23 protein-coding genes and 1 pseudogene are annotated in these 24,187 nt (G+C 57.5%); 11 read left to right on the forward strand and 13 right to left on the reverse strand.

The annotated features are described in order from the left end of the window. Nucleotides 1-44: 44 nt before the first annotated feature. On the reverse strand, nt 45-977 hold the full coding sequence (locus AC5SEM_RS10860; protein WP_495472941.1) for an AraC family transcriptional regulator: 933 nt from the start codon (nt 975-977) through the stop codon (nt 45-47). A 229-nt stretch (nt 978-1,206) separates the two neighbouring features. Between AC5SEM_RS10860 and AC5SEM_RS10865 the strand changes: the two genes are divergently transcribed. Continuing rightward, nucleotides 1,207-2,451, forward strand: a complete 1,245-nt coding sequence (locus tag AC5SEM_RS10865; RefSeq protein WP_495472942.1) for an MFS transporter — start codon at nt 1,207-1,209, stop codon at nt 2,449-2,451. 16 nt (nt 2,452-2,467) lie between these two features. Here the strand turns inward: AC5SEM_RS10865 and AC5SEM_RS10870 are convergent, their stop codons facing one another. Together AC5SEM_RS10870 and AC5SEM_RS10875 are read right to left on the reverse strand one after the other, a co-directional pair. Continuing rightward, nucleotides 2,468-2,929 (reverse strand): hypothetical protein, encoded by a 462-nt coding sequence (locus AC5SEM_RS10870; RefSeq protein ID WP_495472943.1) that lies wholly within the window; start codon nt 2,927-2,929, stop codon nt 2,468-2,470. Nucleotides 2,930-3,099: 170 nt separating this feature from the next. Beyond that, entirely contained in the window at nt 3,100-4,014 is a 915-nt protein-coding gene (locus AC5SEM_RS10875; RefSeq protein WP_495472944.1) for a LysR family transcriptional regulator, read from the reverse strand. A gap of 172 nt (nt 4,015-4,186) precedes the next feature. Here AC5SEM_RS10875 and AC5SEM_RS10880 point away from each other — a divergent pair, with 172 nt between their 5' ends. Further along, nucleotides 4,187-5,197 (forward strand): zinc-dependent alcohol dehydrogenase family protein, encoded by a 1,011-nt coding sequence (locus AC5SEM_RS10880; RefSeq protein WP_495472945.1) that lies wholly within the window; start codon nt 4,187-4,189, stop codon nt 5,195-5,197. Between the two features lie 131 nt (nt 5,198-5,328). On the opposite strand, the gene AC5SEM_RS10885 is transcribed toward AC5SEM_RS10880, so the two are convergent. Further along, nucleotides 5,329-5,712 (reverse strand): nuclear transport factor 2 family protein, encoded by a 384-nt coding sequence (locus AC5SEM_RS10885; RefSeq protein ID WP_127927545.1) that lies wholly within the window; start codon nt 5,710-5,712, stop codon nt 5,329-5,331. A 40-nt stretch (nt 5,713-5,752) separates the two neighbouring features. After that, on the reverse strand, nt 5,753-6,793 hold the full coding sequence (gene namA / locus AC5SEM_RS10890; protein WP_495472946.1) for an NADPH dehydrogenase NamA: 1,041 nt from the start codon (nt 6,791-6,793) through the stop codon (nt 5,753-5,755). A 113-nt stretch (nt 6,794-6,906) separates the two neighbouring features. Between namA and AC5SEM_RS10895 the strand changes: the two genes are divergently transcribed. Next, nucleotides 6,907-7,296 (forward strand): winged helix-turn-helix transcriptional regulator, encoded by a 390-nt coding sequence (locus tag AC5SEM_RS10895; RefSeq protein ID WP_016986848.1) that lies wholly within the window; start codon nt 6,907-6,909, stop codon nt 7,294-7,296. Nucleotides 7,297-7,485: 189 nt separating this feature from the next. Here AC5SEM_RS10895 and AC5SEM_RS10900 read toward each other — a convergent pair whose 3' ends face one another. The 4 genes from AC5SEM_RS10900 to AC5SEM_RS10915 form a co-directional block, all read right to left on the reverse strand. Continuing rightward, entirely contained in the window at nt 7,486-7,989 is a 504-nt protein-coding gene (locus AC5SEM_RS10900) for a cupin domain-containing protein (RefSeq protein WP_495472947.1), read from the reverse strand. Between the two features lie 275 nt (nt 7,990-8,264). Further along, nucleotides 8,265-8,486, reverse strand: coding sequence for a hypothetical protein (locus AC5SEM_RS10905; protein WP_137217078.1), 222 nt, complete (start codon nt 8,484-8,486; stop codon nt 8,265-8,267). Nucleotides 8,487-8,557: 71 nt separating this feature from the next. Continuing rightward, on the reverse strand, nt 8,558-8,944 hold the full coding sequence (locus AC5SEM_RS10910) for a cupin domain-containing protein (protein WP_495472948.1): 387 nt from the start codon (nt 8,942-8,944) through the stop codon (nt 8,558-8,560). A 72-nt stretch (nt 8,945-9,016) separates the two neighbouring features. Further along, nucleotides 9,017-9,841, reverse strand: a complete 825-nt coding sequence (locus AC5SEM_RS10915) for an AraC family transcriptional regulator (RefSeq protein ID WP_495472949.1) — start codon at nt 9,839-9,841, stop codon at nt 9,017-9,019. An 84-nt stretch (nt 9,842-9,925) separates the two neighbouring features. Here AC5SEM_RS10915 and AC5SEM_RS10920 point away from each other — a divergent pair. Then, nucleotides 9,926-10,063, forward strand: a pseudogene (locus AC5SEM_RS10920) (glutamine amidotransferase); the annotation flags it as partial. A gap of 84 nt (nt 10,064-10,147) precedes the next feature. Here AC5SEM_RS10920 and AC5SEM_RS10925 read toward each other — a convergent pair. From AC5SEM_RS10925 to AC5SEM_RS10935, 3 genes are all read right to left on the reverse strand, one after another. Beyond that, nucleotides 10,148-11,449 (reverse strand): MFS transporter, encoded by a 1,302-nt coding sequence (locus AC5SEM_RS10925; protein ID WP_495472950.1) that lies wholly within the window; start codon nt 11,447-11,449, stop codon nt 10,148-10,150. A 19-nt stretch (nt 11,450-11,468) separates the two neighbouring features. Continuing rightward, a complete protein-coding gene (locus AC5SEM_RS10930; protein ID WP_495472951.1) occupies nt 11,469-11,828 on the reverse strand; it encodes a hypothetical protein in 360 nt (119 codons plus the stop codon). A 579-nt stretch (nt 11,829-12,407) separates the two neighbouring features. Beyond that, a complete protein-coding gene (locus tag AC5SEM_RS10935) occupies nt 12,408-13,313 on the reverse strand; it encodes a LysR family transcriptional regulator (protein WP_495472952.1) in 906 nt (301 codons plus the stop codon). 94 nt (nt 13,314-13,407) lie between these two features. Between AC5SEM_RS10935 and AC5SEM_RS10940 the strand changes: the two genes are divergently transcribed. The 5 genes from AC5SEM_RS10940 (at nt 13,408) to AC5SEM_RS10960 (ending at nt 21,050) form a co-directional block, all read left to right on the forward strand. Then, nucleotides 13,408-14,574: an MFS transporter gene (locus AC5SEM_RS10940; protein ID WP_495472953.1), complete on the forward strand. Its 1,167-nt coding sequence runs from the start codon at nt 13,408-13,410 to the stop codon at nt 14,572-14,574. Nucleotides 14,575-14,632: 58 nt separating this feature from the next. After that, on the forward strand, nt 14,633-15,259 hold the full coding sequence (locus AC5SEM_RS10945; protein ID WP_495472954.1) for a TetR/AcrR family transcriptional regulator: 627 nt from the start codon (nt 14,633-14,635) through the stop codon (nt 15,257-15,259). 198 nt (nt 15,260-15,457) lie between these two features. Next, nucleotides 15,458-16,729, forward strand: coding sequence for an OmpP1/FadL family transporter (locus AC5SEM_RS10950; RefSeq protein WP_495472955.1), 1,272 nt, complete (start codon nt 15,458-15,460; stop codon nt 16,727-16,729). A 125-nt stretch (nt 16,730-16,854) separates the two neighbouring features. Then, nucleotides 16,855-17,964: an efflux RND transporter periplasmic adaptor subunit gene (locus tag AC5SEM_RS10955; protein WP_495472956.1), complete on the forward strand. Its 1,110-nt coding sequence runs from the start codon at nt 16,855-16,857 to the stop codon at nt 17,962-17,964. After that, nucleotides 17,961-21,050, forward strand: a complete 3,090-nt coding sequence (locus AC5SEM_RS10960; RefSeq protein WP_495472957.1) for an efflux RND transporter permease subunit — start codon at nt 17,961-17,963, stop codon at nt 21,048-21,050. Before AC5SEM_RS10955 ends, AC5SEM_RS10960 begins: the two co-directional genes overlap by 4 nt. 51 nt (nt 21,051-21,101) lie before the next feature. Here AC5SEM_RS10960 and AC5SEM_RS10965 read toward each other — a convergent pair whose 3' ends face one another. Beyond that, a complete protein-coding gene (locus AC5SEM_RS10965; protein ID WP_099759165.1) occupies nt 21,102-22,016 on the reverse strand; it encodes a LysR family transcriptional regulator in 915 nt (304 codons plus the stop codon). A 213-nt stretch (nt 22,017-22,229) separates the two neighbouring features. Between AC5SEM_RS10965 and AC5SEM_RS10970 the strand changes: the two genes are divergently transcribed. Both AC5SEM_RS10970 and AC5SEM_RS10975 read left to right on the forward strand, forming a co-directional pair. Then, entirely contained in the window at nt 22,230-23,561 is a 1,332-nt protein-coding gene (locus tag AC5SEM_RS10970) for a nucleobase:cation symporter-2 family protein (RefSeq protein ID WP_495472958.1), read from the forward strand. Nucleotides 23,562-23,591: 30 nt separating this feature from the next. Then, nucleotides 23,592-24,101 carry a nucleoside deaminase gene (locus AC5SEM_RS10975; protein ID WP_495472959.1) on the forward strand — a complete coding sequence of 170 codons (510 nt, stop codon included), beginning with the start codon at nt 23,592-23,594 and terminating at the stop codon, nt 24,099-24,101. Nucleotides 24,102-24,187 lie beyond the last annotated feature (86 nt).

Consider the following 24,187-nt stretch of genomic DNA (forward strand, 5'->3'; position numbering starts at 1 on the left):
GTTATGAGCGGTGACACGCGGCGAGGCGCATCACCGTTTTTCGTTCAATTCGCTATTGTGCCGAGCGCTTCTGCTTCAAATGGCTGCCCGCGCAGAAGGGCGATGTCACGGCTCGGCGCGGTGCCGAACAGGCGGCCATATTCGCGGCTGAACTGCGAAGGACTTTCATAGCCGACCGCAAACGCCGCCCGCGAAACGTCCAAGCGTTCTACCAACATCAACCGCCGCGCTTCGTTGAGCCGCAGCCATTTCTGGTACTGCAGCGGGCTCATACCGGTGAGCTGGCGGAAATGATGGTGAAAGGTCGGCGCACTCATCTGCACCCGCGCGGCCAGATCGTCGATGCGCAAGGCATCGGTGTAGTTGACCTTGAGCCAGTCAATCGCTTTGGCGATGCGGTAACCCTGACCATCGACGGCCGTGATCTGCCGCAGCCGCGCACCTTGATCGGTGTGCAGCAACCGATAGTGGATTTCGCGCAGGATCAACGGCGCCAAGACCGGGATTGCCTCGGGTTCATCGAGCAATGCCAGCAGGCGATCAAGTGCGCCCTCTAGTGCGGACGACAGGCTGCCTATCGCGGCGCCCGTGCCCGTTGTTGGCTGACGTTTTGCGGGCAAGCCGCTCTTGGTGATGACCTCGGCGAGCATGCTCACATCCAGTTTCAGTACGAGGCCGACACAGGGCTGTTGGGGACTGGCCAGCATCACTTCAGAGTTGGCGGGCAGATCCAGCGACGTCACCAGAAACCGCGAAGGGTCATAGCTGTAACCCTCACCGCCGACCCACAAACGCTTTTCGCCGCGACCGACGAGAATCAGGCTGGGTTCAATCATGCACACCACGGGCGGCGCCGGCTGGTCGCGACGAAACAGCGACAGCCCGGGTATGGCTGTGGCGAAGTCACCTGGCGCGCTCACGCGCGGGTCAATGTGCAATGCCAAAGGCGATTGCTGCGGCAGAGGGGTAGGGATCATGTCGGGTCACTCCTGTTGACCGAACTCTAATCCGCGCGCGAGACGTTTCCTATCCATCACCCTGCATCGCCAGAGGATCAGGCAAGCATTCAAGAGGAATGCGCTAGGGAAGGGCCGGATTGACCGGGAGAATGTGTCTATCTGTTACAGGGGCAGTGCCCGAATGGGCTTCAAGCTGCTTGCCCCTGCGCATCACATCCACAGGTTTTTCGCACCACAGGTAGTTGCCATGACGTTTCCTTCTACAGATCCTTCTAAAACAACAGGCGGCTGGAGCGCTGTGCTGGCCATGTCGTTGGCCGCATTCGCTTTGGTCGCTTCAGAGTTCATGCCCGTCAGTCTGCTGACGCCGATTGCAGCCGACCTGCACATCACCGAAGGCCAGGCCGGGCAGGGGATTTCGGTGTCCGGGGCCTTTGCCTTGATCACCAGCCTGTTGATTGCCTCGGTCGCCGCGCGCATCGAACGCAAGAAGTTGCTGCTGGGCCTGACCTTGCTGATGATCGTCTCCGGTACGGTCGTCGCGGTCGCGCCGGGCTACCCGTCATTCATGTTTGGACGTGCGTTGATCGGGATCGCGATTGGGGGTTTCTGGTCGCTATCGGCGGCGACCGCAATGCGTCTGGTGAAGCCTGAACAGGTTTCGCGAGCGCTGGCCATCGTCAATGGCGGTAACGCGCTGGCCACGGTAATCGCGGCTCCAGCGGGGAGTTTTCTCGGCTCGCTGATCGGCTGGCGCGGGGCATTCTTTTGTGTGGTTCCGGTCGCAGTGCTTGCTGCCGTGTGGCTACTGATCAGCCTGCCGTCCTTCAAGGCCGAACGTCAGGCCGGTAGCGGCAACGTCCTGCGGCTGATGAAGCAATTGCCAGTGGCCTTGGGCATGATCGCCGTCAGCGTATTTTTCATGGGCCAGTTCATGCTGTTCACCTACCTGCGGCCCTTTCTTGAAGGCGTGACGGGCGTCAGCGTTTCTACGTTGTCCTTGATGCTGCTGGGGTTGGGACTGGCCGGTTTTATCGGCACCTTTCTGATCGAGCGGTTTATGGGCCGCGGCCTCTACCGCACGTTGACCGTCATCCCGCTGATCATGGCGGCCATCGCGCTGGCGTTGGTCAGCTTCGGCAAATCACCGGTACTGACCGCCTCGTTACTCGGACTCTGGGGACTGGTTGCCACCGCCGCGCCGGTTGGCTGGTGGACATGGCTGGCGCAGACGCTGCCGGATGATGCGGAGGCCGGAGGCGGCTTGCTCGTGGCGATTGTTCAACTGGCGATCGCCGGTGGCGCAATCATTGGTGGTCTGGCTTTTGATTTGAGTGGTTATAAAGCTACATTCGAACTTAGCGCCGCTGTATTGGTTGTCGCGTCAGTGCTGGCCTGGTTGGCGGGGCGCAATGCCACGGAGGTTCATCTTGTCGAACCGACAGCTCATTCGGACGCTGTTTCCGGCGAAGCTGAGTCCCGATTTGTCTGATCAAGCAGGTCGCTGCTCAGTGCACCAATGACGGTTGGGTCGCGACCGAGACAGTGAAGACCACGACAAACAGCACGACCAATCCCCAGAAAATCACCATGACTGTCAGCAGGAAGACCTTAAGGCCTTGATAAAGCCTGCGCAGCCAATGGCCTGCGGGTTTTGCTTCTGCGCGGGTTCTTAGTACGCCTTTCAAATAAAAGCCGAGGAGCGCCAATAGCGCGCCATCGATTGCCAGTGCAGGCAGACCGGCTACGGGGAAAATGCTTTCCCACCGATAGAAAGAAGACCGGCTCAGAAAGACCACATAACAAGTCAGGCTGCCGTAGGGCAGTGCTCTCCACCATTTGCCGGCCAGCGCGCCGACCATCAGGCACATGATCACCATGAACGGGCTGAGGAGAATATGGATCATCCAGTCCAGTACGTTGGGCAAGTAGTCCGGGGAATGGATGCTGCGCCAGAGGTATTCCAACATTGTTCGGGTTCCTTCCTTCTCGGGAGTCAGTGCGGTTGCGGTGCTTCCGTGCTGCTGCACGGTATCGGCGTGTTTTTGGGTTACATAAGGGTGTTATGTGAATTGGGTAAGAACCGACGTTCGGGAAAGACCGGTTCCGCCCCGTAACCACCGTTTACACAGCTCGATTGCTAGAGTTCCAGCCAGTCAGAATGAAGCTGCGGAAATCGCTCTTGCAGCCACTCGATAAAAGCTTGAACCTGGGGCGCCAGATGAGTCCGGCTCGGGTATAGCAACGACACCGGGCGAGGGGCTGGCCGATAAGGCTTTAGAATTTCCACCAAACCGCGACTTTCCAAATGCTTGGCCACGGCGATCCCGGGTGCCTGAATTATTCCGAAGCCCGACACGCCACACTGAACGTACGCATTCGACTCGGTGACGGTGATGCCAGCGTCAGGCACAAAGGACCGATCCTGACCGTTCAGCAAAAAATGCCAGGGCAATGTTCTGTTGCTCTGACCGGACAAGAAATTGACGCCTCGATGGGAGGCCAGATCGTCGAGTGTCTTGGGCTCGCCATGCTCGTTCAAATACCCGGGCGCGGCACACGTCACCATCGTCGCCATCGCGATAGGGCGAGCGATCAAGGTCGAATCCGGTAGATCGCCGATACGCAACGCACAGTCGACGCCTTCGCCGATCAAGTCGACAGCCCGATCAGTCACGCCCAGAACCATGTTGATACTGGGGTAGGAGACGGTGAATTCTTTAAGGTTATTGATGAATTTCATCTGCGCGAAGGCGCTTGGGATATCGACGCGAAGTCGGCCTGTGAGCGTTGCTCCTGATCGATCGAACATTGAGGTCGCAGCAGAAATACCCGCCAGAATTTCCTGTACCCGCTCATAGAACCTCTCGCCCTCGGCGGTGAGTGCGACCTTTCTCGTGGTGCGCTGGAACAAGCGCACGCCCAGTGACGTTTCCAGCTCCTGGATATACCGAGTGACCTGCGGTCGCCCGATGTCCAGCGATTCGGCAGCTTTGGTAAAGCTGCCAAGTTCGGCAAGCCTGGCGAACAGGCGCATCGATTGAAGCAATTCCATGACGCTTTCCTATGAACCCCGAGTGAATAAGAGGTGAAAATGATTGTTGTCCAAGAATAGAACAATCATGTCTTTTTCAACGCATTTATTGCGCGCCCTCAACAGCGAAAAATGCACCCAAGGCGGAACCGACTCTGGTTCGAGACCATTGATGTGTATTTGGAGACTGGCAATGAAAGCTTGGTTATTGAACGATTTTGGACTCGACAACCTGCAATTGGCAGAGGTAGCGACCCCGCAACCCAAGGCAGGCGAGTTACTGGTGAAGGTCGGCGCTGTCTCGCTCAACTTTCGCGACAAGGCTATCGTCGACGGCATTTATGAACCGCACAGGGTGCCCAAGCCGCTGATTCCAGTGAGCGATGCGGCCGGCACGGTGGTCGCGATTGGTGACAACGTCACGCGTTTCAAAGTCGGTGATCGTGTCAATTCCCACCTTTACTCACGTTGGCTGGATGGCGAGCCTGGGCCGAACGAACCCGATTACTGCTTCGGTTCGCCGTTGCCCGGCGGTCTGGCCGAATACATGATCATCCATGAAGACAGCGCCGTCGGTGCACCCGACAACATGAGCGACGAAGAGGCGGCAACACTGCCCATTGCTGCGCTCACAGCCTGGTATTCACTGGTGGACTTTGGGCAAATCCAGCCGGGCCAGACCGTATTGGTTCAAGGCACTGGGGGGGTATCGATATTTGCCGTGCAGATTGCTACTGCGCTTGGCGCGAAGGTCATCGCAACGTCGAGCAGCGACCAGAATCTGCAAACCGTGAAGGGGCTGGGGGCTGTGGCGGGCATCAACTACAGAACCACCCCGAAGTGGGCGGACGAAGTGCTGAAGCTAACCGACGGCAAAGGCGTGGATCTGCTCCTCGATGTGGCCGGTGGCAGCGGCATCAATCAATCGGTCGCAGCAACCAAAGCATCGGGGCGTATTGCACAGATCGGCTTTCTCACGGGACAAACCGTCGAACTGAATCTGATGCCCCTCATTTTCCGCCAGACGACCATTCGCGGAATCGCCGTGGCGCCGCGTTCGTCATTCGACCGGATGAACGCGTTCCTCAACGAGCACAAAATCCGCCCCGTGATCGATCAGGTCTATCCGTTCGAGAAAGCACGAGAAGCTTACGAACATCTCGCGAGGGGAGCATTTGGTAAGGTTGTGATAAAAGTCGCTTGATAACGTGAAGGCGCCAATCTGGCGCCTTTTTTCTCGCTCATCGCAGCTTATTCGCCACCAGAGTCTGAGCCGGGCCAGGCTCAGATTCCGATGTCAACGCATAAGCAGGGGCCGTCGGACGACCCATTCCATCAAGGCGCTACATGAGTTTGAAAAATCTTGCTGATCACAGTCCACTTGCCATCAACTTTCAGCAGATGAAAAAAGTCGGTGAAAGAGATACCTGACATGTCGTTGGCATCGATGCGAGCGCTAGCAGCAGTACCGACGACTTCGACGCGAACGATAGCCGCCGGTGCATCAGGAGAAGGGCGGAAACCCTTGTCGATCCCGTCGAACAGGATTGAAATTGCGCCGCCCGCCAGCTTACCGTCGCCATCGACGCTGAACATGGTCGCTTGCTCACTGAAAGCCGGCTTCATGATGCTGCTTTTGGCCTGCTTGCAGCCCTCAATGTACTGGTTAAGCACCTCGGTGATGGCTTGGTATTCTTCAACGTAAGTCGGTTTGCTCATCTGCTTGCTCCTGCTTCATAGGATTAGTGCAACAAAGACATCAGGCTTTGGTATCAAGCCAGACAGATCCATAACGTGTGTAGGCGGCAGGAATCTCAATGATTTCTTCAAGATCATCTGCAGCGCTGCGAACCCAGAATGGATCTCGGAGCATTTGCCGCCCGACAAACACCAGATCAGCTCGGCCGTTTTGCAGGATTTCTTCAGCCTGACGTCCACTCTGAATCACACCCACAGCGCCTGTTGCTATATGCAACTCCTTACGCAGTAATTCGGCGGCCGGCACTTGGTAACCCGGGTAGGTCTCGACCTTGACCATCTTGATACCGCCGGAACTGCAGTCGATCAAGTCAACGCCCTGCGCTTTCATCCAGCGACCATATTCGAGAAACGATTCGGGCGTGTTTCCGCCTTCGGCGTAATCAGAACTGGAGATGCGCACGAACAGAGGGCGATCTCCCCAATGAGTTTTAACCTCTTCCAGTACCTCGCGCAGGAAGCGATAACGACGCTTGGCATCACCGCCATATTCGTCGTCGCGGGTGTTAGCCAGCGGCGAAAGAAACTCGCTTAACAAGTAGCCGTGCGCGGCATGGATCTCAAGCACATCAAATCCAGCGTCGCTGGCCCGTCGTGCGGCATCGCCAAAAAGTTTAACCAGACCCGGAATCTCATCAGCCGCAAGTTCGCGAGGAACAGGGCTGGTTTCCGTAAATGGAATCGCCGATGGCGCGATGTGAATCAGACCGGGCAGGTCAGCATTGCGCCCGGCATGGCCGATCTGAGCGCCGGCTTTTGCACCAAAGCCGTGAAGCAATTCTGTTAGCGCCTTCAGGCCGACAACGTGCTCATCGCTCCAGATGCCAAGGTCACCGGCTCCAATACGACCGTCAGCCTGAATGGCCAGCGTTTCGGGAAAAATCAGCGCCGCCTGACCCAGAGCACGAGCGCCGTAATGAACGCGGTGCCAGTCAGTGACGAAACCATCATCCGCCGCCATATGCATGCACATAGGGGACATGACGACCCGGTTTTTCAGGGTGAGGCCCTTAATTTCATAGGGTGATAACAACAAACTCATCTGTCCGATTCCATAGTGGTGAATATGGAATCCATGCTAACTTTTGCAGCACATTGACGTAAGTACGCACAATTTTGTGCGGTAGGCACACTTTTTATACCAAGGTGATAACAGTGAAAAAATGTAACCCTCAGGATGAAATCGAGGCTTTCGCTTGTCCCGTCGCATTCACTGTCGATGTCATCGGTGGAAAATGGAAATCGCTCATACTTTTTCACCTGATGTCAGGCACAAAGCGCTTCAACGAGCTGCGTCGGCTAATTCCAGATATCACACAGAGAATGCTGACACTCCAGCTCAGGGAACTGGAGACTGACGGGGTGATTCATCGCGAAATCTATCGCGAGGTGCCACCCAAAGTGGAGTATTCGCTTACAGCGTTAGGTAACTCACTCGCGCCATTGGTGAGTGCGATGCGAGAGTGGGGCGCAGTGCATGAACGCACGATCCTGGAGCTCAGGCGATCTGCCGTCTGTGACGACAAGTTGGAATCTCTGGCGTGAGTCATGCCGATGTTGAGAGGTGGAGGGGGTGAACAATGCGAAGTTTGTTGCTCAAATCAGTAATGTCTCAAGCGCATTCCGAGATAAAGCCACATCGAACTGGTTGCGCCGGATCTGGACATGATGGCGCCCGTCATCATGAATGAAACCGAGCTTCCTGGCTGACTGATCACTAATGTGGATGCCCCCTCATGGTTCGTCGTCCCAATAATCAAGCGTAGTCCCGGGCCGCTGCACAGCAGTGAACGCGCGAGCTCCATTGATTGTGACCATCGCCTGATATTTGCCGGAGTCCGGGTATTGGCAGATTTCGGGGGTTTCTCGGGTGCTAATGGACAGGTACTTCAGCGGCGCATCCGAGGTGTTGATGATTTGATGCGGATACTCGGGGCCGGCCGGAATGAAGATGACGTCGCCGCTTCGGATCGGCAACATTTCACCCGCCACGCGCAGGGTGCCGACCCCTTCCAGGATGACAAACATCTCTTCCTGAGCATAATGAAAATGGTAGGGGCAAGAACGCTTGCCTGGCGCGACGATGTCCATCGACGCACCGAGTTTCTGCGCGACGGTATCAGTGCCGAGGCGCGCGCCATGGCTCTCGTAAAGAGGGTCGCGGCGCTCGTATTGCAGCGGCACATCATTGAAGTTGCGAATCATGCGCGCAGCTAAAGCACAGGGGTCATTGCTCATTACTCACTCCCGAAAGTATTTGTACGGGCATCCCGCCTCGCGTAGCTAATCGAGTTGCCATTTATGCGGCAGCAGCTCTTCAATTTCACTTGCCCGATGCGTAAGCGTTCACCGAAGTCATGATGCATGACTCAGGTCGATGTCTGAAAGAAGGTCTGACGCGTCTGCCGACGCGCCGGGCGAGTGATATTTCCGACCTGTTGCCGCACAGGTGGATGCCCATCTCACTGTGCAACCCTATTTCAACCATTTGCCCGCGACCAGCACGTTCTGTCTCAGCCATACATGTACAAAAGGTTGTCGATCAGTTCTAGGTCCTGCTGCGTGTACTGGACCTTGTTGTACCGTCTAATGTCCTCAAGCACACCCCTGATCGGAACTTGCCGCGAAGGATCCTGAACAATTTCGATCAGACGGTCGTAATCGGGATCTCTTCCCTTGAGGTGTTTTTCAATCAGTTCTTTGAGCGCTACGCGGGCCTCTGGATCGGATAGCACTGTCACTTCTCCCGCAAAATCGTGAATTCATCTTCCAACTCAGCGCAGACATCGCACAGGATGGCGTTGGATTATATCCAGACGTCGTTCAAAGCCGTTCTTTCGTCATCTTCATGCCCTGTGTTCAAAATACCTCGTGGCTCGATCATCATCAGTTTTGCTTCACCTTCAGCAGCTGTCCGATGTTCGACGCCACGGGGTACTACATAGAGTTCACCCGGATTCACATAGACGCAGCCATCCGGCAGGTCGATGCGCAAGGTGCCTTCCAGGACAAGAAATGCTTCGTCGGTCTCGGGATGTGAGTGCCAGATGAATTCGCCTTCGATTCGCACAACCTTGAACTGGTAGTCATTCATCTCTGCAACGACTCTGGGGCTCCATTGCTGTTCGATGAGCGAAGCCTTATGCACCAGATTTACCGGGAGTGATGCTTGTGGGGGACGTGATTCAGACATGACGGTTCCTCTAGCGTTGGAGTCGTCAGCCTATCGAGCCATGAGCCGGGCGCTCTTGTACGATCCTGCAAGTCAGCGTGCGGCCCGCAATCGTTCCAGCCAGCGCATGGGCGGAACTCCGTAGCAGCGGGTGAAGTGTCGCGTCATATGACTTTGATCGTGGAAACCCGCGACGAGGGCCGCATCCACCAGGGTGAAACCTTCAAGCACCAATGCGCGGAACCGATCCAGACGGCGCAGGGTGACAAATCGGTAAGGGCTCGTACCGTAAAGTGTTCTGAAGTCGCGTGACAGGCTCCAGCGCTCGCGCCCACTGGCGTGCTCCAGCATTTCCAGGGTAATGCACGTGTGCAGATGTTCGAGGATGAATGCTCTGGCGCGCTCGGCTGCGCGGTAATCCAGACGCTTGCGCCCGCGCGGCTTGCCCGCGACGGCACGCAACGCCATCGCCAGGTCATACAGCGCGTCCTGTTCCTCCAGTGTTTCCAGTGGATGATCCACCGCTTGCACGAATGCTTCACTGGCATGGAACAGACGCGGATCGCTCGACAGTCCCCCGGCGATAAAGGGCAAGGGTTCCCCACCCAGAACGTTTTGGATCAATGCCGGATCAACGTAGGCCATTCGATAACGAAAGCCTGCGTCGGTGCCGGCCATGCCGTCATGAAGTTCGTCTGGGTGAAGCACGAGCGTATTGCCGGGAACACCGTGGCGCATCGAGCCTGCGTAGTGAAAACTCTGGACGCCCGCCAACGTACGTCCGATCGAGTAGGTGTCGTGTCGATGCGGATCGTAGCCGTGGCTGCCGAACCACGCTTCGATACGCTCGATGCCTCCGGGTTGAACACTGCGGATGACCCAGTCGGCATTGCCAGCCTGGCCATTTTTCTGATCCATGAATGTACCTCTCTGATTCCGCGCAGGGGGAGTGAAGATCAGCCTGCCGGGAATATACAAGCACGGTCATGGAGGATCTGACTGATGGCACGCGTGGGTTTGATACTGACACCCGGTTTTGCGGACTGGGAATATGGCTTCATTGCTGGTACGGCGTCCCCGTTTTATGGGATCGACGTCAGGTTTTTTGCTCCTGCTACGGGGCAGTTTCGTTCGCAGGGGATTGCTCGGTTCAGGTCAATGTTGGCATCCGAACATGGGTGATCGCGTCGTCCCGGCATGTCGGGCACATTCTCAGGAGACATTTCATCGACTCATGGCTGCCGCCAGTTTCGGATGGTTTTTTGCGTAATACAACTCTGACTCAGCGTCATCTTCCAGGAAGTGCCATATCTTTTTTGATCGCATGGAATACATGACGACAATCAGAAATACCCCGAGATAAAGCCACATCAAACTAGTCGCGCCGGATCTGGACATGATGGCGCCCGTCATCATGAATGAAACCGAACTTCCTAGCTGACTGATCACTAACGTGGATGCCATCAGTCGCACGCGTATGCCGGAGGGGATCGACAAGACTCTCTTGTCCATTCCAACCATCGTAATACAAGCACTCGCCGCTCCGGCGAAAAACAGGCAAGTACTCAACAGCCAGATTTCGTCGGCTTGTGTCGCTGCACAGAGTGCAAACGTTAACATTGTCCAGCATCCAAGATACTTGTTGCGCTGATTTTCCTTTTTGCTAATCAGCGGGCTTAAAAAGAACAAACCTGCAACAGCTCCACCGGCGAATACCGCATTGAACAAGCCAACGCTACCTTCAGCTAGACCGTTAGTGTGTATGAGCGTTGGCACCAGCATCGGTACGGTCGCTGTGACGGCAAAACCAAGTAGTAATCCGGAAAAGGTCAAAAATTGTTCTGGCGGTAGAACGCATTTGAGTTTAAGCCCTAAAAGCATGTCATTAACAAGATCGGTTAATGGTTTTCTGCGTTGTAGGGCAGGAGCTGTGCTAAAGGGTAATGCCATGGCGAAAACCACAATGACGAATGCCACGATCGACACGAATAGAAGCGAGATTTCCAGTGAGGAAAACGTAATCACAATACCCGCCAACAAAGGCCCCGCAACGCGGCCGACAGTAACAACTATGCGCCGGACGCGAAATGCAGCGTCCGCACGGTTTTTATCAACGGTTTCCGCAGGATAGATGCCTAAAAGAGGCTGGATCATTCCAAATGCTGATGCAGCTATCACATCGATCAGTATCAGGGCATCAAGCGAATACCAGTTTGCGGCAAAAAAGTATCGCAATACGCTCGCAATCAATACCGCAAAACAGCCGATCTTAAGCGCTGTACTGCGACGCATTGACTCAACACGCGGCGCCAGACACAACATTGAAATGATCGCCGCGAGTGCCAGGGCTGTTTCGTAGGCTGCCAGCTCCAGGAGGCTTCCTCGCTGCACGATAATCAGAGGTAGCGTCGTATTCCAACAGCCGAGGTAGATCCAAAGTAACAAGTCCAGGCAAAGATACTTTCGAAATATACTCAATTGATAATTTCCTTGCTTCGTATGAAGTTCGCAACAGCTCCATGCCATTGCGAACCCTTTATACGAATCAGCCGGCTACAAAATGATTAACCTTGAAGCTTTCTGCACTCACGCCAAACTTCGAAAAGAGGTGGTTGTGCATTTTATTCTTATAAATATCTCGGTTTTTATCAAAATACTCTCGATCATACCATCTTACGCCGAAGAACATGGTCAGCCCCCTTATCACCGTAGCCAGTTGCCAGTCGTAGAAAACGGCCTCAACCGGTCGAGCTCCCAGTCGTTCGTCAGACTCCATCACTGCAACAATACACTTATCCAGCTCGTCCTTACTTGAAAAAACCACTTCGCAGTTGGTCAGCGCAATAATTGGCTTATCAAGTTGACGTTCTTTGCCAAAGACAACTTCGTATGTTTGAGATTCCATTCTTGCCTCTACGTATTTATGGGTGATTACCACGTTTACTTTCAGAAGCTTCCAGTCCATAAAACGGACTGGTTCAACATGGAAGCTCTCGGCGCAGACCATTGTAGACGTCGCATGTAAAACGAACTCGAAATCACAGTAGTTGGCGAGAACCGCCTTGTCAACTCAACAAGGCAGAGGGGCAGAAAGGCTTATTAAACTGCGCAATATAAAAAGCTTTTTACCGTCCAAAGCAACGGACTTGCTTTGCAATGCAGTTGAGTGACGGGACAATTAAGATCAACTCAAAACACGCTGTCAAACTATTTTTTCGTGCACCATTTTGGTAAATAAACAATGATGCGTAGAAGCTTTATTTTTCGGAGGATTAACTAATCGAGCATCAAAATGGGGCATGTGAGAAAAGTTTCGTGCACATGCAGAGAGCGGAAGGTTTTGCGTGAATAACACAAGACTTCGTTAAATTTTTCGGTCAGCCATGCCGATGCTCACGAATGCTCCTGTAGGGCAAACACCTATTGGTAAGACGCCAAAAAGGCCATGGCCACTTCAACATCACCAGTATCCGCAAATATCAGCTTACGTCTCGGCTGACATCCGGTGATGTTCCACCAGGAAGTCCACGAACAAGCGCACCCGCGCCGGCATCGCCGTGCCACCGACGAACACCGCATGAATCGGTTCCTGGTCCCCCGGGTTCCACGCTTCCAGCAGTGAAATCAGTTCGCCGCGCTGCAGATCCTCACTCACGCTGAACTCCCCGATACGGGCAATGCCGGCGCTCATTCGCGCGAATTGCGCCAGCGCTTCACCACTGCTGCATTCGATGTTGCCGCTGACCTTCAGGGAAAACGCTTTGCCATCACGGATGAACGGCCAGTTGGGTTCGGCACGCTTGAAATTGAAGCGCAGGCAGTTGTGCTGGAGCAGGTCTTCCGGTTCCTGCGGGACGCCGTGGCGCTGCAGATACTCGGGCGATGCCACCACGACCTGGCCGGTGGTGCCGATCCTGCGTGCGGTCAGCGGGCTGTCGGGCAGATGGCCAAAGCGCACCGCGACGTCGGCTTGCCCGCCGAGAATGTCGACCACTTCGTCGCCGAGGGTGAGGTCGACGACGATGTTCGGGTAACGGGCGCTGAAGGCTGCGACCAAGGGAACAATGGCCAGGCGTCCATGGCCAAGCGCGGCACTGACCCGCAATCTTCCTCTGGGCACGCCTTGATCGGCGATGGCTTCTTCGACCTCGTCCATGTCGGCGAGGATACGCCGGGCGCCGCGCAGGAACGCTTCGCCCTCGGCGGTGAAGGTGATCGCTCGGGTGGTGCGCAATAGCAGGCGAGTGCCGAGCCGTTGCTCGGTGCGCGCGATGATCCGACTGACTGCAGAGGGTGTCAGGCCCAACGCACGCGCGGCGGCCGACAGGCTGCCTTCCTGCGCCACGGTGGTGAACACGCTCATTTCACCTGACCTGCCGTTGAAATCCACTTGTGCCTCCTACGCAAAGGTGATTGCCAAAAATGCTATCTACCGCCTGAAAAGACGGGATCGTAGCATTGGCGGCATAGATAAGGAGCTTTCCATGCGTATCAATCCACCACTTGTTGCACTCGCCATTGGTGCCTTTGGCATCGGCGTTACAGAATTCGCCCCCATGGGCATGTTGCCGGGTATCGCTGCGGATCTGGGCGTTTCCATTCCCGCTGCCGGTTTGCTGGTCAGTGCTTATGCACTAGGCGTATTGCTCGGCGCACCACTGATGACCCTGACCACCGGCAAGATTCCCCGGCGCTATCTGCTGATCGGGCTCATGGCGATTTTCACCGTGGGTAATCTGATGTCAGCCTTGGCCACCGATTACTACAGCCTCATGGTCGCCAGAGTCGTGACCTCACTGAACCACGGTGCCTTCTTTGGCGTTGGTTCCGTCGTCGCTGCCACCCTGGTCGCCCCGGAAAAACGTGCCGGGGCGGTTGCTGCTATGTTCATGGGCCTGACCCTGGCGACCATCGGCGGTGTGCCGCTGGCTGCCTGGTTTGGCGAAATGTTTGGTTGGCGCACCGCGTTCTGGGGCATTACCGGCCTGGGCGTGGTGACCATGGCCGCGTTGTGGTTCGCCTTGCCCAACGTGCGGGCGCCGCAAAGCGTCGGTGTCATGGCGGAAATTCGAGTGTTGGGGCGCGGCCCGGTGCTGGCCGCGCTGGCCCTGACCGTGGTCGGCTCGAGTGCCATGTTCACCGTTTTCACCTACATCGCGCCGATTCTCAGCAGTGAGACTCATGCGTCCACTGCCTACATCACCGCCATGCTGATGCTGTACGGTGTCGGGTTGACGCTGGGCAACATGTGGGGCGGCAAGGCCGCTGACCGCTCGATCGATCGCACCCTGATCGTCTCGCTGAGCGTTCTGATTGTGGTCTTGTTGGCATTCACCGTACTGATGCGCTGGCCGCTGCCGGCCGCCGTGGCCATCCTGATCTGGGGTATCGCCAGCTTCGCCCTGGTGCCGCCGCTACAGATGCGGGTAATGGAAGCGGCGAAGGACGCGCCCAATCTGGCCTCGGCGGTGAACATCGGCGCCTTCAACTTCGGCAACGCGATTGGCGCGGCGCTGGGTGGCGCGGTGATCAGCAGCGGGTTGGGTTATCCGGCGATCTCCCTGGCCGGCGCGGCAATGGCGGGCCTGGGGCTGCTGATGGTGTTGGGGTTTGCGTGGCGTTCCAGGACGATTGAAGCTGCCGTGGTGTAACACGTTCAACAATGCTCGGCGAGTTGTCAGTCATTCATAGGGTGAGTAAGCTGCCCCCATGAATCAGCCATCCCTCTCTACCTCCTCGCCGAGCACTCGCGGCCCCGCCGAACACGACATTCGTAACCAGATTGTCGCCGCGGCCAACGAGCATTTCAGCCAATATGGCTACGGTAAAACCACGGTTTCCGACCTGGCCAAGGCCATCGGTTTTTCCAAGGCGTACATCTATAAATTCTTTGATTCCAAGCAGGCAATTGGCGAGGCCATTTGCGCCAACTGTCTGGGGCAAATCGCTGCAGCAGTCGAACAAGCGGTTAACGCAGAAGCGCTTTCAGCCACCGAGCGTTTGCGCCGGTTGGTAAAAACCGTGATTGCCACGGGTGTGGATCTGTTCTTCAACGATCGCAAGCTCTACGACATCGCGGCGTTTTCCGCATCGGAGCGCTGGAACAGTGCGCAAGTGTATGAAGCGCAGATCAAGGGCTTTATCCTCGATATCGTGCGCCATGGTCGAGAAGCGGGGGAGTTCGAGCGCAAGACGCCGCTGGACGAGACCGTCGAGGCGATCAATCTGGCGCTGCGACCTTTCGTCAATCCGCTGCTGTTGCAACACAATCTGGATCTGATCGAGCAAGCGCCCACGTTGACCACCAATCTCATCCTGCGCAGCCTCATGCCTTGACCCATCGCTGAGCAAGGTTTTCAGGCGATTCGAGTCAAACGACATCCCCTCATTACGTTTCCTGCCCACCGGCACATCAGTGCCGGGAGGGCATTGAATTTAGTCTAATGTGACCATTGACTGAATCGGTCACATGGATAATATGGCTTCGCTGTAGTGCTCGATGTTCTATTCCAGTGATCTCCATAGAGTCCAATAATGAAAAAAACAATGCTCAAGAGCCCCGTGGGCTTGGCCTTCGTGCTTGCGTCTTCCAATGTGTTTGCCGGTGGCTTTGCACTCAACGAACAAAGCATCAGCGGGATGGGCTCCGGTTTTGCCGGGCGCTCTTCTTCAGCCGAAGACGCCAGTACGATCTACGGCAACCCGGCGGGCATGGCGCGGCTTAAACGAGAGCAGGTCAGCGTGGGCGCAGCGACGCTGTTCGCCAAGTCGGATATCAGTCGGACGCGCAGTACGTTCGGCGGCAAGGAAGACGGCGACATGGTGCCGACGACCACCGTGCCCATGGGGTATTACGTCAAACCGATTGATGACCACTGGGCATTCGGCGTCGGATTTTATGTGCCGTTCGGGCTGATCACCGACTACGGCAGTGGATTTGCCGGGCGCTATTACGCCAACAAGAGTGAAGTCACCACGCTGACTTTCCAGCCGACCATCAGCTACGCCTTTAACGAAAAAGTCTCGATCGGTTTCGGCCCGACCATTAACCGTATCAGCGGCGAGATATCGGGCATGGTCCCCAATCCACTCAGCCCGGGGCGTAATGACGGCAAGCTGAAAAGCACCGGCGATGACACCGCGCTGGGCTTCAACGCCGGTGTGCTGGTGCAAGCGACAGATCAGACCCGCGTGGGGCTGACCTACCACTCCAAAGTCAGTTACCACCTGGATGCGAAAACCAAGGTCACCGATGGCATCTTCAGCGTGCTAGGCGTCAGCGGCCGCAGCTATGACGCCTCGCTGGACGTGGACACGCCGGAGTCGGTGGACGTTTCGGTCACGCATCAATTCAATAACGACTGGACGCTTTATGTCGGCAGTACCTGGACGCGCTGGAGCCGCTTCAAGGAGCTGACGATCGAGAACAGTGGCTTGCCGCCGTTGCTGAATGGCCAGTTGGGGACGATCAGCGAAGAGCAGAACTGGCACGACACCTGGGCTCACGCGATCGGTGCGGCCTATCAATTGAATAACCAATGGGTGCTGCGCGCCGGTTTCTCGGTTGATCAGTCACCGGCTAACAACACCAATCGAGGCCCGCGCATTCCGACGGGCGACCGCAAGGTGATCAGCTTCGGTGCCGGCTGGACGCCCGTGGAAAATGTCACGGTCGACCTGGCCTATTCCTACCTTTGGGAGGAGAGCGTCGAGGTCAACGACACCTCGGCATCGAGAGGTGCCTACAGTGCCAGATACAAGAATAGTGCGAGCGGGCTCGGGACTTCGGTGAGCTACCGTTTTTAGTCGGGCCTGTCGGTCGATTCGTGGTTCGATCTTGCAGGTGGTCAGGATGGGGATTGTGACTATTGACGATATTGGTCACAAGACTGAGAATATGATGATCATCCTATTCCTCAGTAAGTGAACCTATGCGCCGGCTCCGACCTTTCCCCATTGCCGCATGCTTGTTGCCTCTTGCCCTGACCGCCTGTGGCGACTCTTCCTCCGTTGCAGATCCCCGTACGCAGGCGCCGCTGGTCAGAGCCGCTGCGGTCCAAGCGTCACCCGATGTCGCTCGCTCTTTCACCGGCGTGGTCGCGGCGCGCGTTCAGGGCGACCTGGGGTTTCGCGTAGCGGGCAAGGTGCTCGAACGCCTGGTTGATACGGGGCAGGTCGTTAAGAGAGGGCAGCCGCTGATGCGTCTCGACCCGATCGACCTCGGACTGCAAGCGCGGGCGCAGCAGGCGGCGGTCATAGCTGCTCGCGCCAGCGCCAAACAGACAGCCGACGATGAGGCTCGCTATCGCAAACTGGTCGGCGTTGGCGCCATTTCGGCATCAGCTTACGACCAGTACAGAGCTGCTGCGGAGACTGCAAAAGCGCAGCTCAATGCCGCGCAAGCGCAAGCCGACGTGGCCAGCAATGCTTCGGGTTATGCGCTGCTAGTCGCTGATGCGGACGGCGTGGTGGTGAAAACACTCGCTGAACCGGGACAAGTCGTCAGTCCGGGACAACCGGTGGTGCGACTGGCCCGTGCAGGTCAGCGCGAAGCCATCGTGCATCTGCCCGAAACCCTGCGTCCGGCTGCCGGCTCCACCGCGCAAGCCAGTCTCTACGGCATGAATTCAGCGGCTGTCACGGCAAAACTGCGGCTGCTTTCGGACTCGGCAGACCGCACAACGCGCACATTCGAGGCGCGCTATGTGCTCGAAGGTGCGCTGGCCAATGCGCCAATCGGTGCGACCGTGACCCTCAGCATCGCCGAGGGCGCCACCCAGACTCAAGCGTTACAAGTCCCCATCGCCGCCGTTTACGATCCGGGCAAAGGACCCGGTGTGTGGGTGATCGCCGGAACACCGGCAACAGTGACCTGGCGAGCGGTTCAGGTGCTGGGGTTGAGCGATGATTCGGCCCGCATCGCCGGCGACCTCACTGCCGGTGAGCAGGTGGTGGCGTTGGGCGCCCACCTGCTGCGCGATGGCGAAGAGGTGCGATTGCCGCAACAGAGCGAAGCCAGCGTTGCCGGGAGTCGTCCATGAGCCACGGGCGATTCAACCTGTCCGCCATCGCCGTGCGCGAGCGGGCGATCACGGTGTTCCTGATTTTTCTGATCGCTGTTGCAGGGACTCTGTCGTTCTTTCAGCTCGGGCGTGCGGAAGATCCACCGTTCACGGTCAAGCAGTTGACCGTGATTACCGCGTGGCCCGGCGCGACGGCGCAAGAGATGCAGGATCAGGTCGCCGAACCCCTTGAGAAGCGCCTGCAAGAACTCAAGTGGTACGACCGCTCGGAAACCTACACACGCCCTGGGCTGGCGTTCACGATGGTGTCGTTGCTCGACAGCACGCCGCCGTCGCAAGTGCAGGAAGAGTTCTATCAAGCGCGCAAGAAACTCGACGATGAAGCCATCAGGTTGCCGGCCGGTGTGATCGGGCCGATGGTCAACGATGAATTTTCCGACGTGACCTTTGCGCTGTTCGCCTTGAAAGCCAAAGGCGAGCCACAGCGCTTGCTGGTGCGTGATGCGGAAGCCATGCGCCAGCGTCTGCTGCATGTGCCGGGGGTGAAGAAGGTCAACATCATTGGTGAGCAAGCCGAGCGCATCTACGTTTCGTTTTCCCATGACCGCTTGGCGACCCTCGGCTTGTCGCCGCAAGACATTTTCGCTGCGCTGAACAGTCAGAACGTGCTGACGCCCGCCGGCTCCATCGAAACCAATGGGCCGCAGGTGTTTCTGCGTCTCGACGGTGCCTTCGACAAGGTGCAGAAAATTCGCGACACGCCGGTCTTCGTGCAGGGGCGCACACTCAAGCTCTCTGATGTGGCGACGGTTGAACGCGGTTATGAAGATCCGGCGACTTTTTTTGTGCGCAATAACGGTGAAGACGCGCTGCTGCTGGGTGTGGTGATGCGCGAGGGCTGGAACGGTCTGGATCTGGGCAAAGCGCTGGATGCGGAGACCGCGAGGATCAATGCAGAAATGCCATTGGGCATGACCCTCGCCAAAGTCACCGACCAGGCGGTCAATATCGACTCGGCGGTCGGCGAGTTCATGGTGAAATTTTTTGTCGCGCTGCTAGTGGTCATGCTCGTGTGCTTTCTGAGCATGGGCTGGCGGGTCGGGGTGGTGGTCGCCGCGGCTGTGCCGTTGACCCTGGCGATCGTGTTCGTGGTGATGGCCGCCACCGGCAAGAACTTTGATCGCATCACCCTCGGCTCATTGATCCTCGCGCTCGGGCTGTTAGTCGATGACGCGATCATCGCCATTGAAATGATGGTGGTGAAAATGGAGGAGGGCTTCGACCGCATCAAGGCATCTGCCTATGCCTGGAGCCATACGGCGGCGCCGATGTTGTCCGGTACGCTGGTGACCGCAATCGGTTTCTTGCCGAACGGTTTTGCCCAGTCCACCGCCGGCGAGTACACCAGCAATATGTTCTGGATTGTCGGCATCGCACTGATCGCGTCCTGGGTCGTCGCGGTGGCGTTCACCCCGTATCTGGGCGTGAAATTGTTGCCGGATATCAAGAAGGTCGAAGGTGGCCACGCAGCGATCTACAACACGCCGAATTACAACCGCTTTCGCCGGCTGCTGACTGCCGTGATTGCGCGTAAATGGTTGGTGGCGGGCACGGTGGTCGCGCTGTTTTTCGTCGCCGTGCCAGGCATGGGGCTGGTGAAGAAACAGTTCTTTCCGACCTCCGACCGTCCCGAGGTGATGATCGAGGTGCAAATGCCCTATGGGACTTCGATCGAGCAGACCAGCGCCACGGCCGCCAAGGTTGAGGCTTGGTTGCACAAGCAGGACGAGGCAAAAATCGTCACGGCCTATATCGGCCAAGGTGCGCCGCGCTTCTTCCTGGCAATGGCGCCGGAATTACCCGATCCCTCGTTTGCGAAAATTGTCGTGCTCACGGACAGTCAGGAAGCACGCGAAACCCTCAAGTTCCGGCTGCGCGAAGCGGTTGCTGAAGGCCTCGCGCCGGAGGCTCGTGTGCGGGCAACGCAAATTGTCTTTGGTCCTTATTCGCCGTTTCCGGTTGCCTACCGGGTAATGGGCCCTGATCCGGCGAAGTTGCGCGACATCGCCGAGCAAGTCCGCGGCGTGATGCAAGTCAGCGCGATGATGAGAACGGTGAACACTGACTGGGGGCCGCTGACCCCGACCTTGCATTTCAGTCTCGATCAGGACCGCCTGCAAGCGGTGGGGCTGACCTCTAATGCGGTTGCCCAGCAACTGCAGTTTCTGCTCAGCGGAGTGCCGATTACGGCGGTGCGCGAGGATATTCGCTCTGTGCAGGTCGTCGGACGTGCAGCGGGCAATATCCGGCTCGACCCGGCGCAAATCAAAGGTTTCACCCTGGTCGGCGCGGCAGGGCAACGCATCCCGCTGTCGCAGATCGGCGAGGTCGACGTGCGCATGGAAGATCCGATTCTGCGGCGCCGTGATCGCACGCCAACCATCACCGTGCGTGGCGACATTGCCGAAGGCTTGCAGCCACCGGATGTTTCGAGCGTGATCCTCAAACAGTTGCAGCCGATCATTGAAAAACTGCCTTCCGGTTACCGGATCGAGCAGGCGGGTGCCATCGAGGAGTCCGGCAAAGCGGGCAAGGCGATCTTGCCCTTGCTGCCGATCATGATCGCCATGACGTTGCTGATCATCATGGTGCAGGTGCGTTCGATCGCGGCGATGATCATGGTCTTCCTCACCTCGCCACTAGGCTTGATTGGCGTGGTGCCGACACTGCTGATCTTCAATCAGCCGTTTGGCATCAATGCACTGGTCGGGTTGATTGCACTGTCGGGAATCCTGATGCGCAATACGCTGATTCTGATCGGGCAGATCCATCACAACACGCTGGAAGGGTTGGACCCGTTCCACGCTGTGGTCGAAGCCACGGTGCAACGCGCGCGGCCGGTCCTGCTGACGGCGCTGGCGGCCATCCTGGCGTTTATTCCGCTGACACACTCGGTGTTCTGGGGCACGCTGGCTTATACCCTGATCGGCGGCACGTTCGTCGGTACCATCATGACGCTGGTGTTCCTCCCGGCGATGTATTCCATCTGGTTCAAGATCCGCCCTGAGCACCAGGTTCAGACGGAAACGGTCAAACTGGCGTAGTGACAACGCCTGCAATCGAGGCCCGCTTTCGCGGGCCTCTTTGTCCCCACGTCAAAGCGTGGTGATCTGTCCGTTGCGATCCAGTTCATACACCTTGTTGCCCTGCAATTTCTCCTTCAGCCATCGCTCGGCTTTACCCAGAGGCCGCTGCCGCGCCCACAGCAAATCGACACCAATCTGCCAGTCGGTATGCGGATACGCCGAGAGCTGCAGTTCCACCAGTTCACCCTTGGCCAGTTCACGCTGAACAAGCTGCCGGGGCAGGGTGGCCCAGCCGAGTCCGGCGCGGACCATTTCCAGTAACGCCAGATAGCTTTCCGCTTGCCACAACTGGGTCGAGCGCAGGTATTCGCTGCTCGGCAGTTTGCTTGCGTGGGCGCTGAAGGCCAGGCGACGGTGGACGTGGAGGTCGTCGAAGGTGACGTTGTCGAGTTGCGCCAATGGATGATCGGGGTGGCAGACGTGCAGCATGATCAGTTTGCCCAGTTGCTGGAACGCCAGCTCCTTGGGATAGCCGGGCTGTGAGAACGCCACACCGAGTACCGCTTCGCCGCTGCTGACCAGTTCGCTGACGTCGCCGTAGACCGGGTGACGGATGATCAGGTCGACAAAGGGGAACGCGGCTTCGAAGGCTTTGAGCACCGGCATGATCGGGCCGTACGGCGTTTCAATGGCGAGCGTCAGGCTGGTTTCGACGTTGTCCGAAAGGCAGTCAGCATGGGCTTCGAAGGTCATGCAGCGTTCGAGCACGGCTTCGGCCTGCACCAGCAATTTGTGGCCGCTGGCGGTGAGGGCAGGGCTGCGGTTGCTGCGGTCGAACAGGTCGACACCGAGGTCGGTTTCGAGGTTGGCAATCGCCGCGCTGATGGTCGATTGGGTCTTGCCCAGTTGGCGCCCGGCGGCGGAAAACGATCCGCTTTTGACCACTTGGACGAACATCAACAGTTGATCGAGTGAGAAGCGCAAGCGGTGAACTCCCGGGTCGAAAATGAAGGTCTGGAGCGGCTAACGAATGCCTGATTGTGCCATCGAAAAAAGCGATGGTTGCTAATTTGTTTCATCGTAATAAACGTTCAAATATGCCCTCGCGTCAAACGATCTCCGGGGCGGATCCACCCTTCAACGCCCCTGAGCATGCCCGCGATCTCAACAGATGCCGCACCTTCAGGAGCGTGTGAAATGACTACACAACGCATTCATCCGGTGGACGAGGTTTTGCCACTGCGACAGTTGTTCACGTTTGGCTTGCAGCATGTACTGGTGATGTACGCGGGAGCGGTGGCGGTGCCGCTGATTCTCGGCAGCGCGATGGGGCTGACCTCGGCGCAGGTGGTGTTGTTGATCAACGCCAACCTGTTGACCTCAGGTGTGGCGACGTTGATTCAAACCCTCGGCTTCTGGAAATTCGGCGCACGGCTGCCGCTGATTCAGGGCTGCTCGTTCATAGCCCTGGCGCCGATGATCATGATCGGCAAGGAATTCGGCCTCAGTCAGATTTTCGGTGCGGTGATCGCCGCTGGCTTTATCACCATTGCGCTGGCGCCGGTGTTCAGCCGCTTGCTGCGTTTTTTTCCACCGGTGGTGATTGGCAGTCTGATCACCATTATCGGCATCTCGCTGATGCCGGCAGCGGCGATCTGGCTGGGCGGCGGCAATCCCGACTCGGCGGATTTCGGCAATCCCGCGAACTTGTTGCTGGGCCTGGCCACGGTCAGCGTGACGCTGGTGATCTACGCCAAATTCAAGGGTTTCATCGGCAACCTCAGCGTGCTGATTGGCTTGTTCGTCGGCAGCCTGATCGCAGCGGCTTGCGGCATGACTCACTTCGGCCGGGTCAGCGAAGCCGCATGGTTCGAGCTGAGTGCGCCGATGGCCTTCGGCGCGCCGGAATTCGCGCCGGTGCCGATTCTGATCATGACCCTGGCGATGCTGGTGATCATGGCCGAGACCACCGGCAACTGCCTGGCGATCGGCAAATTGACCGGCAAACCGACTACGCAACAAACCCTCGGCAATGCGTTTCGCGCCGATGGGTTGTCGACCATGCTCGGCGGCTTGTTCAACAGTTTTCCCTACAACGCCTTCACCCAGAACACCGGTTTGATTGCGCTCTCAAACGTCAAAAGCCGCTTCGTCGTGGCCGCCGCCGGGGCAATCATGGTGCTGATGGGTTTGTTCCCAAAACTCGGCGCGTTGATCGCCGCAGTGCCGACGCCGGTGCTCGGTGGCTGCGCGATTGTGATGTTCGGCATGACCACGGTGGCGGGAATTCAGGAACTGTCGCGGGTGCAATTCGAGGGCACTCGCAACGGCATCATCGTCGCCGTATCGGTAAGTGTCGGCGTGCTGCCGATGTCCTTTCCGGCACTGTTCGAGCACGTCGGCCCAACATTGAAACTGGTGCTCGACAGCGGGATTTTCCTCGGAGCGATCACCGCCATCGTCCTCAACATCCTGCTCAACAACGAAAAAAAATCGACCGAAACCATCGGCGCTGAACTGGCCGACTGACCTTTGTTTTCCACTGCCCAGGAGTTACCCATGAATCAATTCACTCAGCTCATCCCGGCCGGCGTCAGCGAGCTTGATCTGACCTTGCTGCGCCAGACCATCGCCTTGTCCGAGGCATCGAAACAACGCGGCCGCCATCCGTTCGCGGCACTGGTCGCCGATCGCAACGGCAAGGTGATTGTCGAAGCGGGGAATAACTCGATGCCGCCGGAAGGTGACCCGACGCAGCACGCCGAGTTGGTGGCGGCGGCGGCAGCGGCAAAATTGCTTTCGCCGCAGGAGCTGGAACTGTGCACGCTGTACACCAGCGCCGAACCTTGCTGCATGTGCGCCGGCGCGGTGTATTGGACCGGCATCGGGCGGGTGGTTTATGCCTTGTCGGAGCATGCGTTACTGGGATTGACCGGTGATCATCCGGAGAACCCGACGTTCTCGCTACCGTGCCGCGAGGTGTTCGCCAAGGGGCAGCGCAAGGTCAGTGTGTTCGGGCCGATGCTGGAGGGGGAGGCGGCTGAGCCGCATAAAGGGTTTTGGCATTAAATGAATCGACGCTGGCGCTCAGGAGAGGGGATTGTCCAATCAGTTCCGCCGGTTGATTCCTGAGTCTGCTGGCGGTTGTCACCGTT

The organism is Pseudomonas sp. CH61 (genome assembly GCF_059429415.1).

Excerpts from the sequence above, each read along its gene's own strand:
- AC5SEM_RS10860 (WP_495472941.1), bottom strand. The coding sequence starts at position 977 with ATGATCCCTACCCCTCTGCCGCAGCAATCGCCTTTGGCATTGCACATT.
- AC5SEM_RS10865 (WP_495472942.1), top strand. The coding sequence starts at position 1,207 with ATGACGTTTCCTTCTACAGATCCTTCTAAAACAACAGGCGGCTGGAGC.
- AC5SEM_RS10870 (WP_495472943.1), bottom strand. The coding sequence starts at position 2,929 with ATGTTGGAATACCTCTGGCGCAGCATCCATTCCCCGGACTACTTGCCC.
- AC5SEM_RS10875 (WP_495472944.1), bottom strand. The coding sequence starts at position 4,014 with ATGGAATTGCTTCAATCGATGCGCCTGTTCGCCAGGCTTGCCGAACTT.
- AC5SEM_RS10880 (WP_495472945.1), top strand. The coding sequence starts at position 4,187 with ATGAAAGCTTGGTTATTGAACGATTTTGGACTCGACAACCTGCAATTG.
- AC5SEM_RS10885 (WP_127927545.1), bottom strand. The coding sequence starts at position 5,712 with ATGAGCAAACCGACTTACGTTGAAGAATACCAAGCCATCACCGAGGTG.
- namA (WP_495472946.1), bottom strand. The coding sequence starts at position 6,793 with ATGAGTTTGTTGTTATCACCCTATGAAATTAAGGGCCTCACCCTGAAA.
- AC5SEM_RS10900 (WP_495472947.1), bottom strand. The coding sequence starts at position 7,989 with ATGAGCAATGACCCCTGTGCTTTAGCTGCGCGCATGATTCGCAACTTC.
- AC5SEM_RS10910 (WP_495472948.1), bottom strand. The coding sequence starts at position 8,944 with ATGTCTGAATCACGTCCCCCACAAGCATCACTCCCGGTAAATCTGGTG.
- AC5SEM_RS10915 (WP_495472949.1), bottom strand. The coding sequence starts at position 9,841 with ATGGATCAGAAAAATGGCCAGGCTGGCAATGCCGACTGGGTCATCCGC.
- AC5SEM_RS10925 (WP_495472950.1), bottom strand. The coding sequence starts at position 11,449 with ATGGCATGGAGCTGTTGCGAACTTCATACGAAGCAAGGAAATTATCAA.
- AC5SEM_RS10930 (WP_495472951.1), bottom strand. The coding sequence starts at position 11,828 with ATGGAATCTCAAACATACGAAGTTGTCTTTGGCAAAGAACGTCAACTT.
- AC5SEM_RS10940 (WP_495472953.1), top strand. The coding sequence starts at position 13,408 with ATGCGTATCAATCCACCACTTGTTGCACTCGCCATTGGTGCCTTTGGC.
- AC5SEM_RS10945 (WP_495472954.1), top strand. The coding sequence starts at position 14,633 with ATGAATCAGCCATCCCTCTCTACCTCCTCGCCGAGCACTCGCGGCCCC.
- AC5SEM_RS10950 (WP_495472955.1), top strand. The coding sequence starts at position 15,458 with ATGAAAAAAACAATGCTCAAGAGCCCCGTGGGCTTGGCCTTCGTGCTT.
- AC5SEM_RS10955 (WP_495472956.1), top strand. The coding sequence starts at position 16,855 with ATGCGCCGGCTCCGACCTTTCCCCATTGCCGCATGCTTGTTGCCTCTT.
- AC5SEM_RS10960 (WP_495472957.1), top strand. The coding sequence starts at position 17,961 with ATGAGCCACGGGCGATTCAACCTGTCCGCCATCGCCGTGCGCGAGCGG.
- AC5SEM_RS10970 (WP_495472958.1), top strand. The coding sequence starts at position 22,230 with ATGACTACACAACGCATTCATCCGGTGGACGAGGTTTTGCCACTGCGA.
- AC5SEM_RS10975 (WP_495472959.1), top strand. The coding sequence starts at position 23,592 with ATGAATCAATTCACTCAGCTCATCCCGGCCGGCGTCAGCGAGCTTGAT.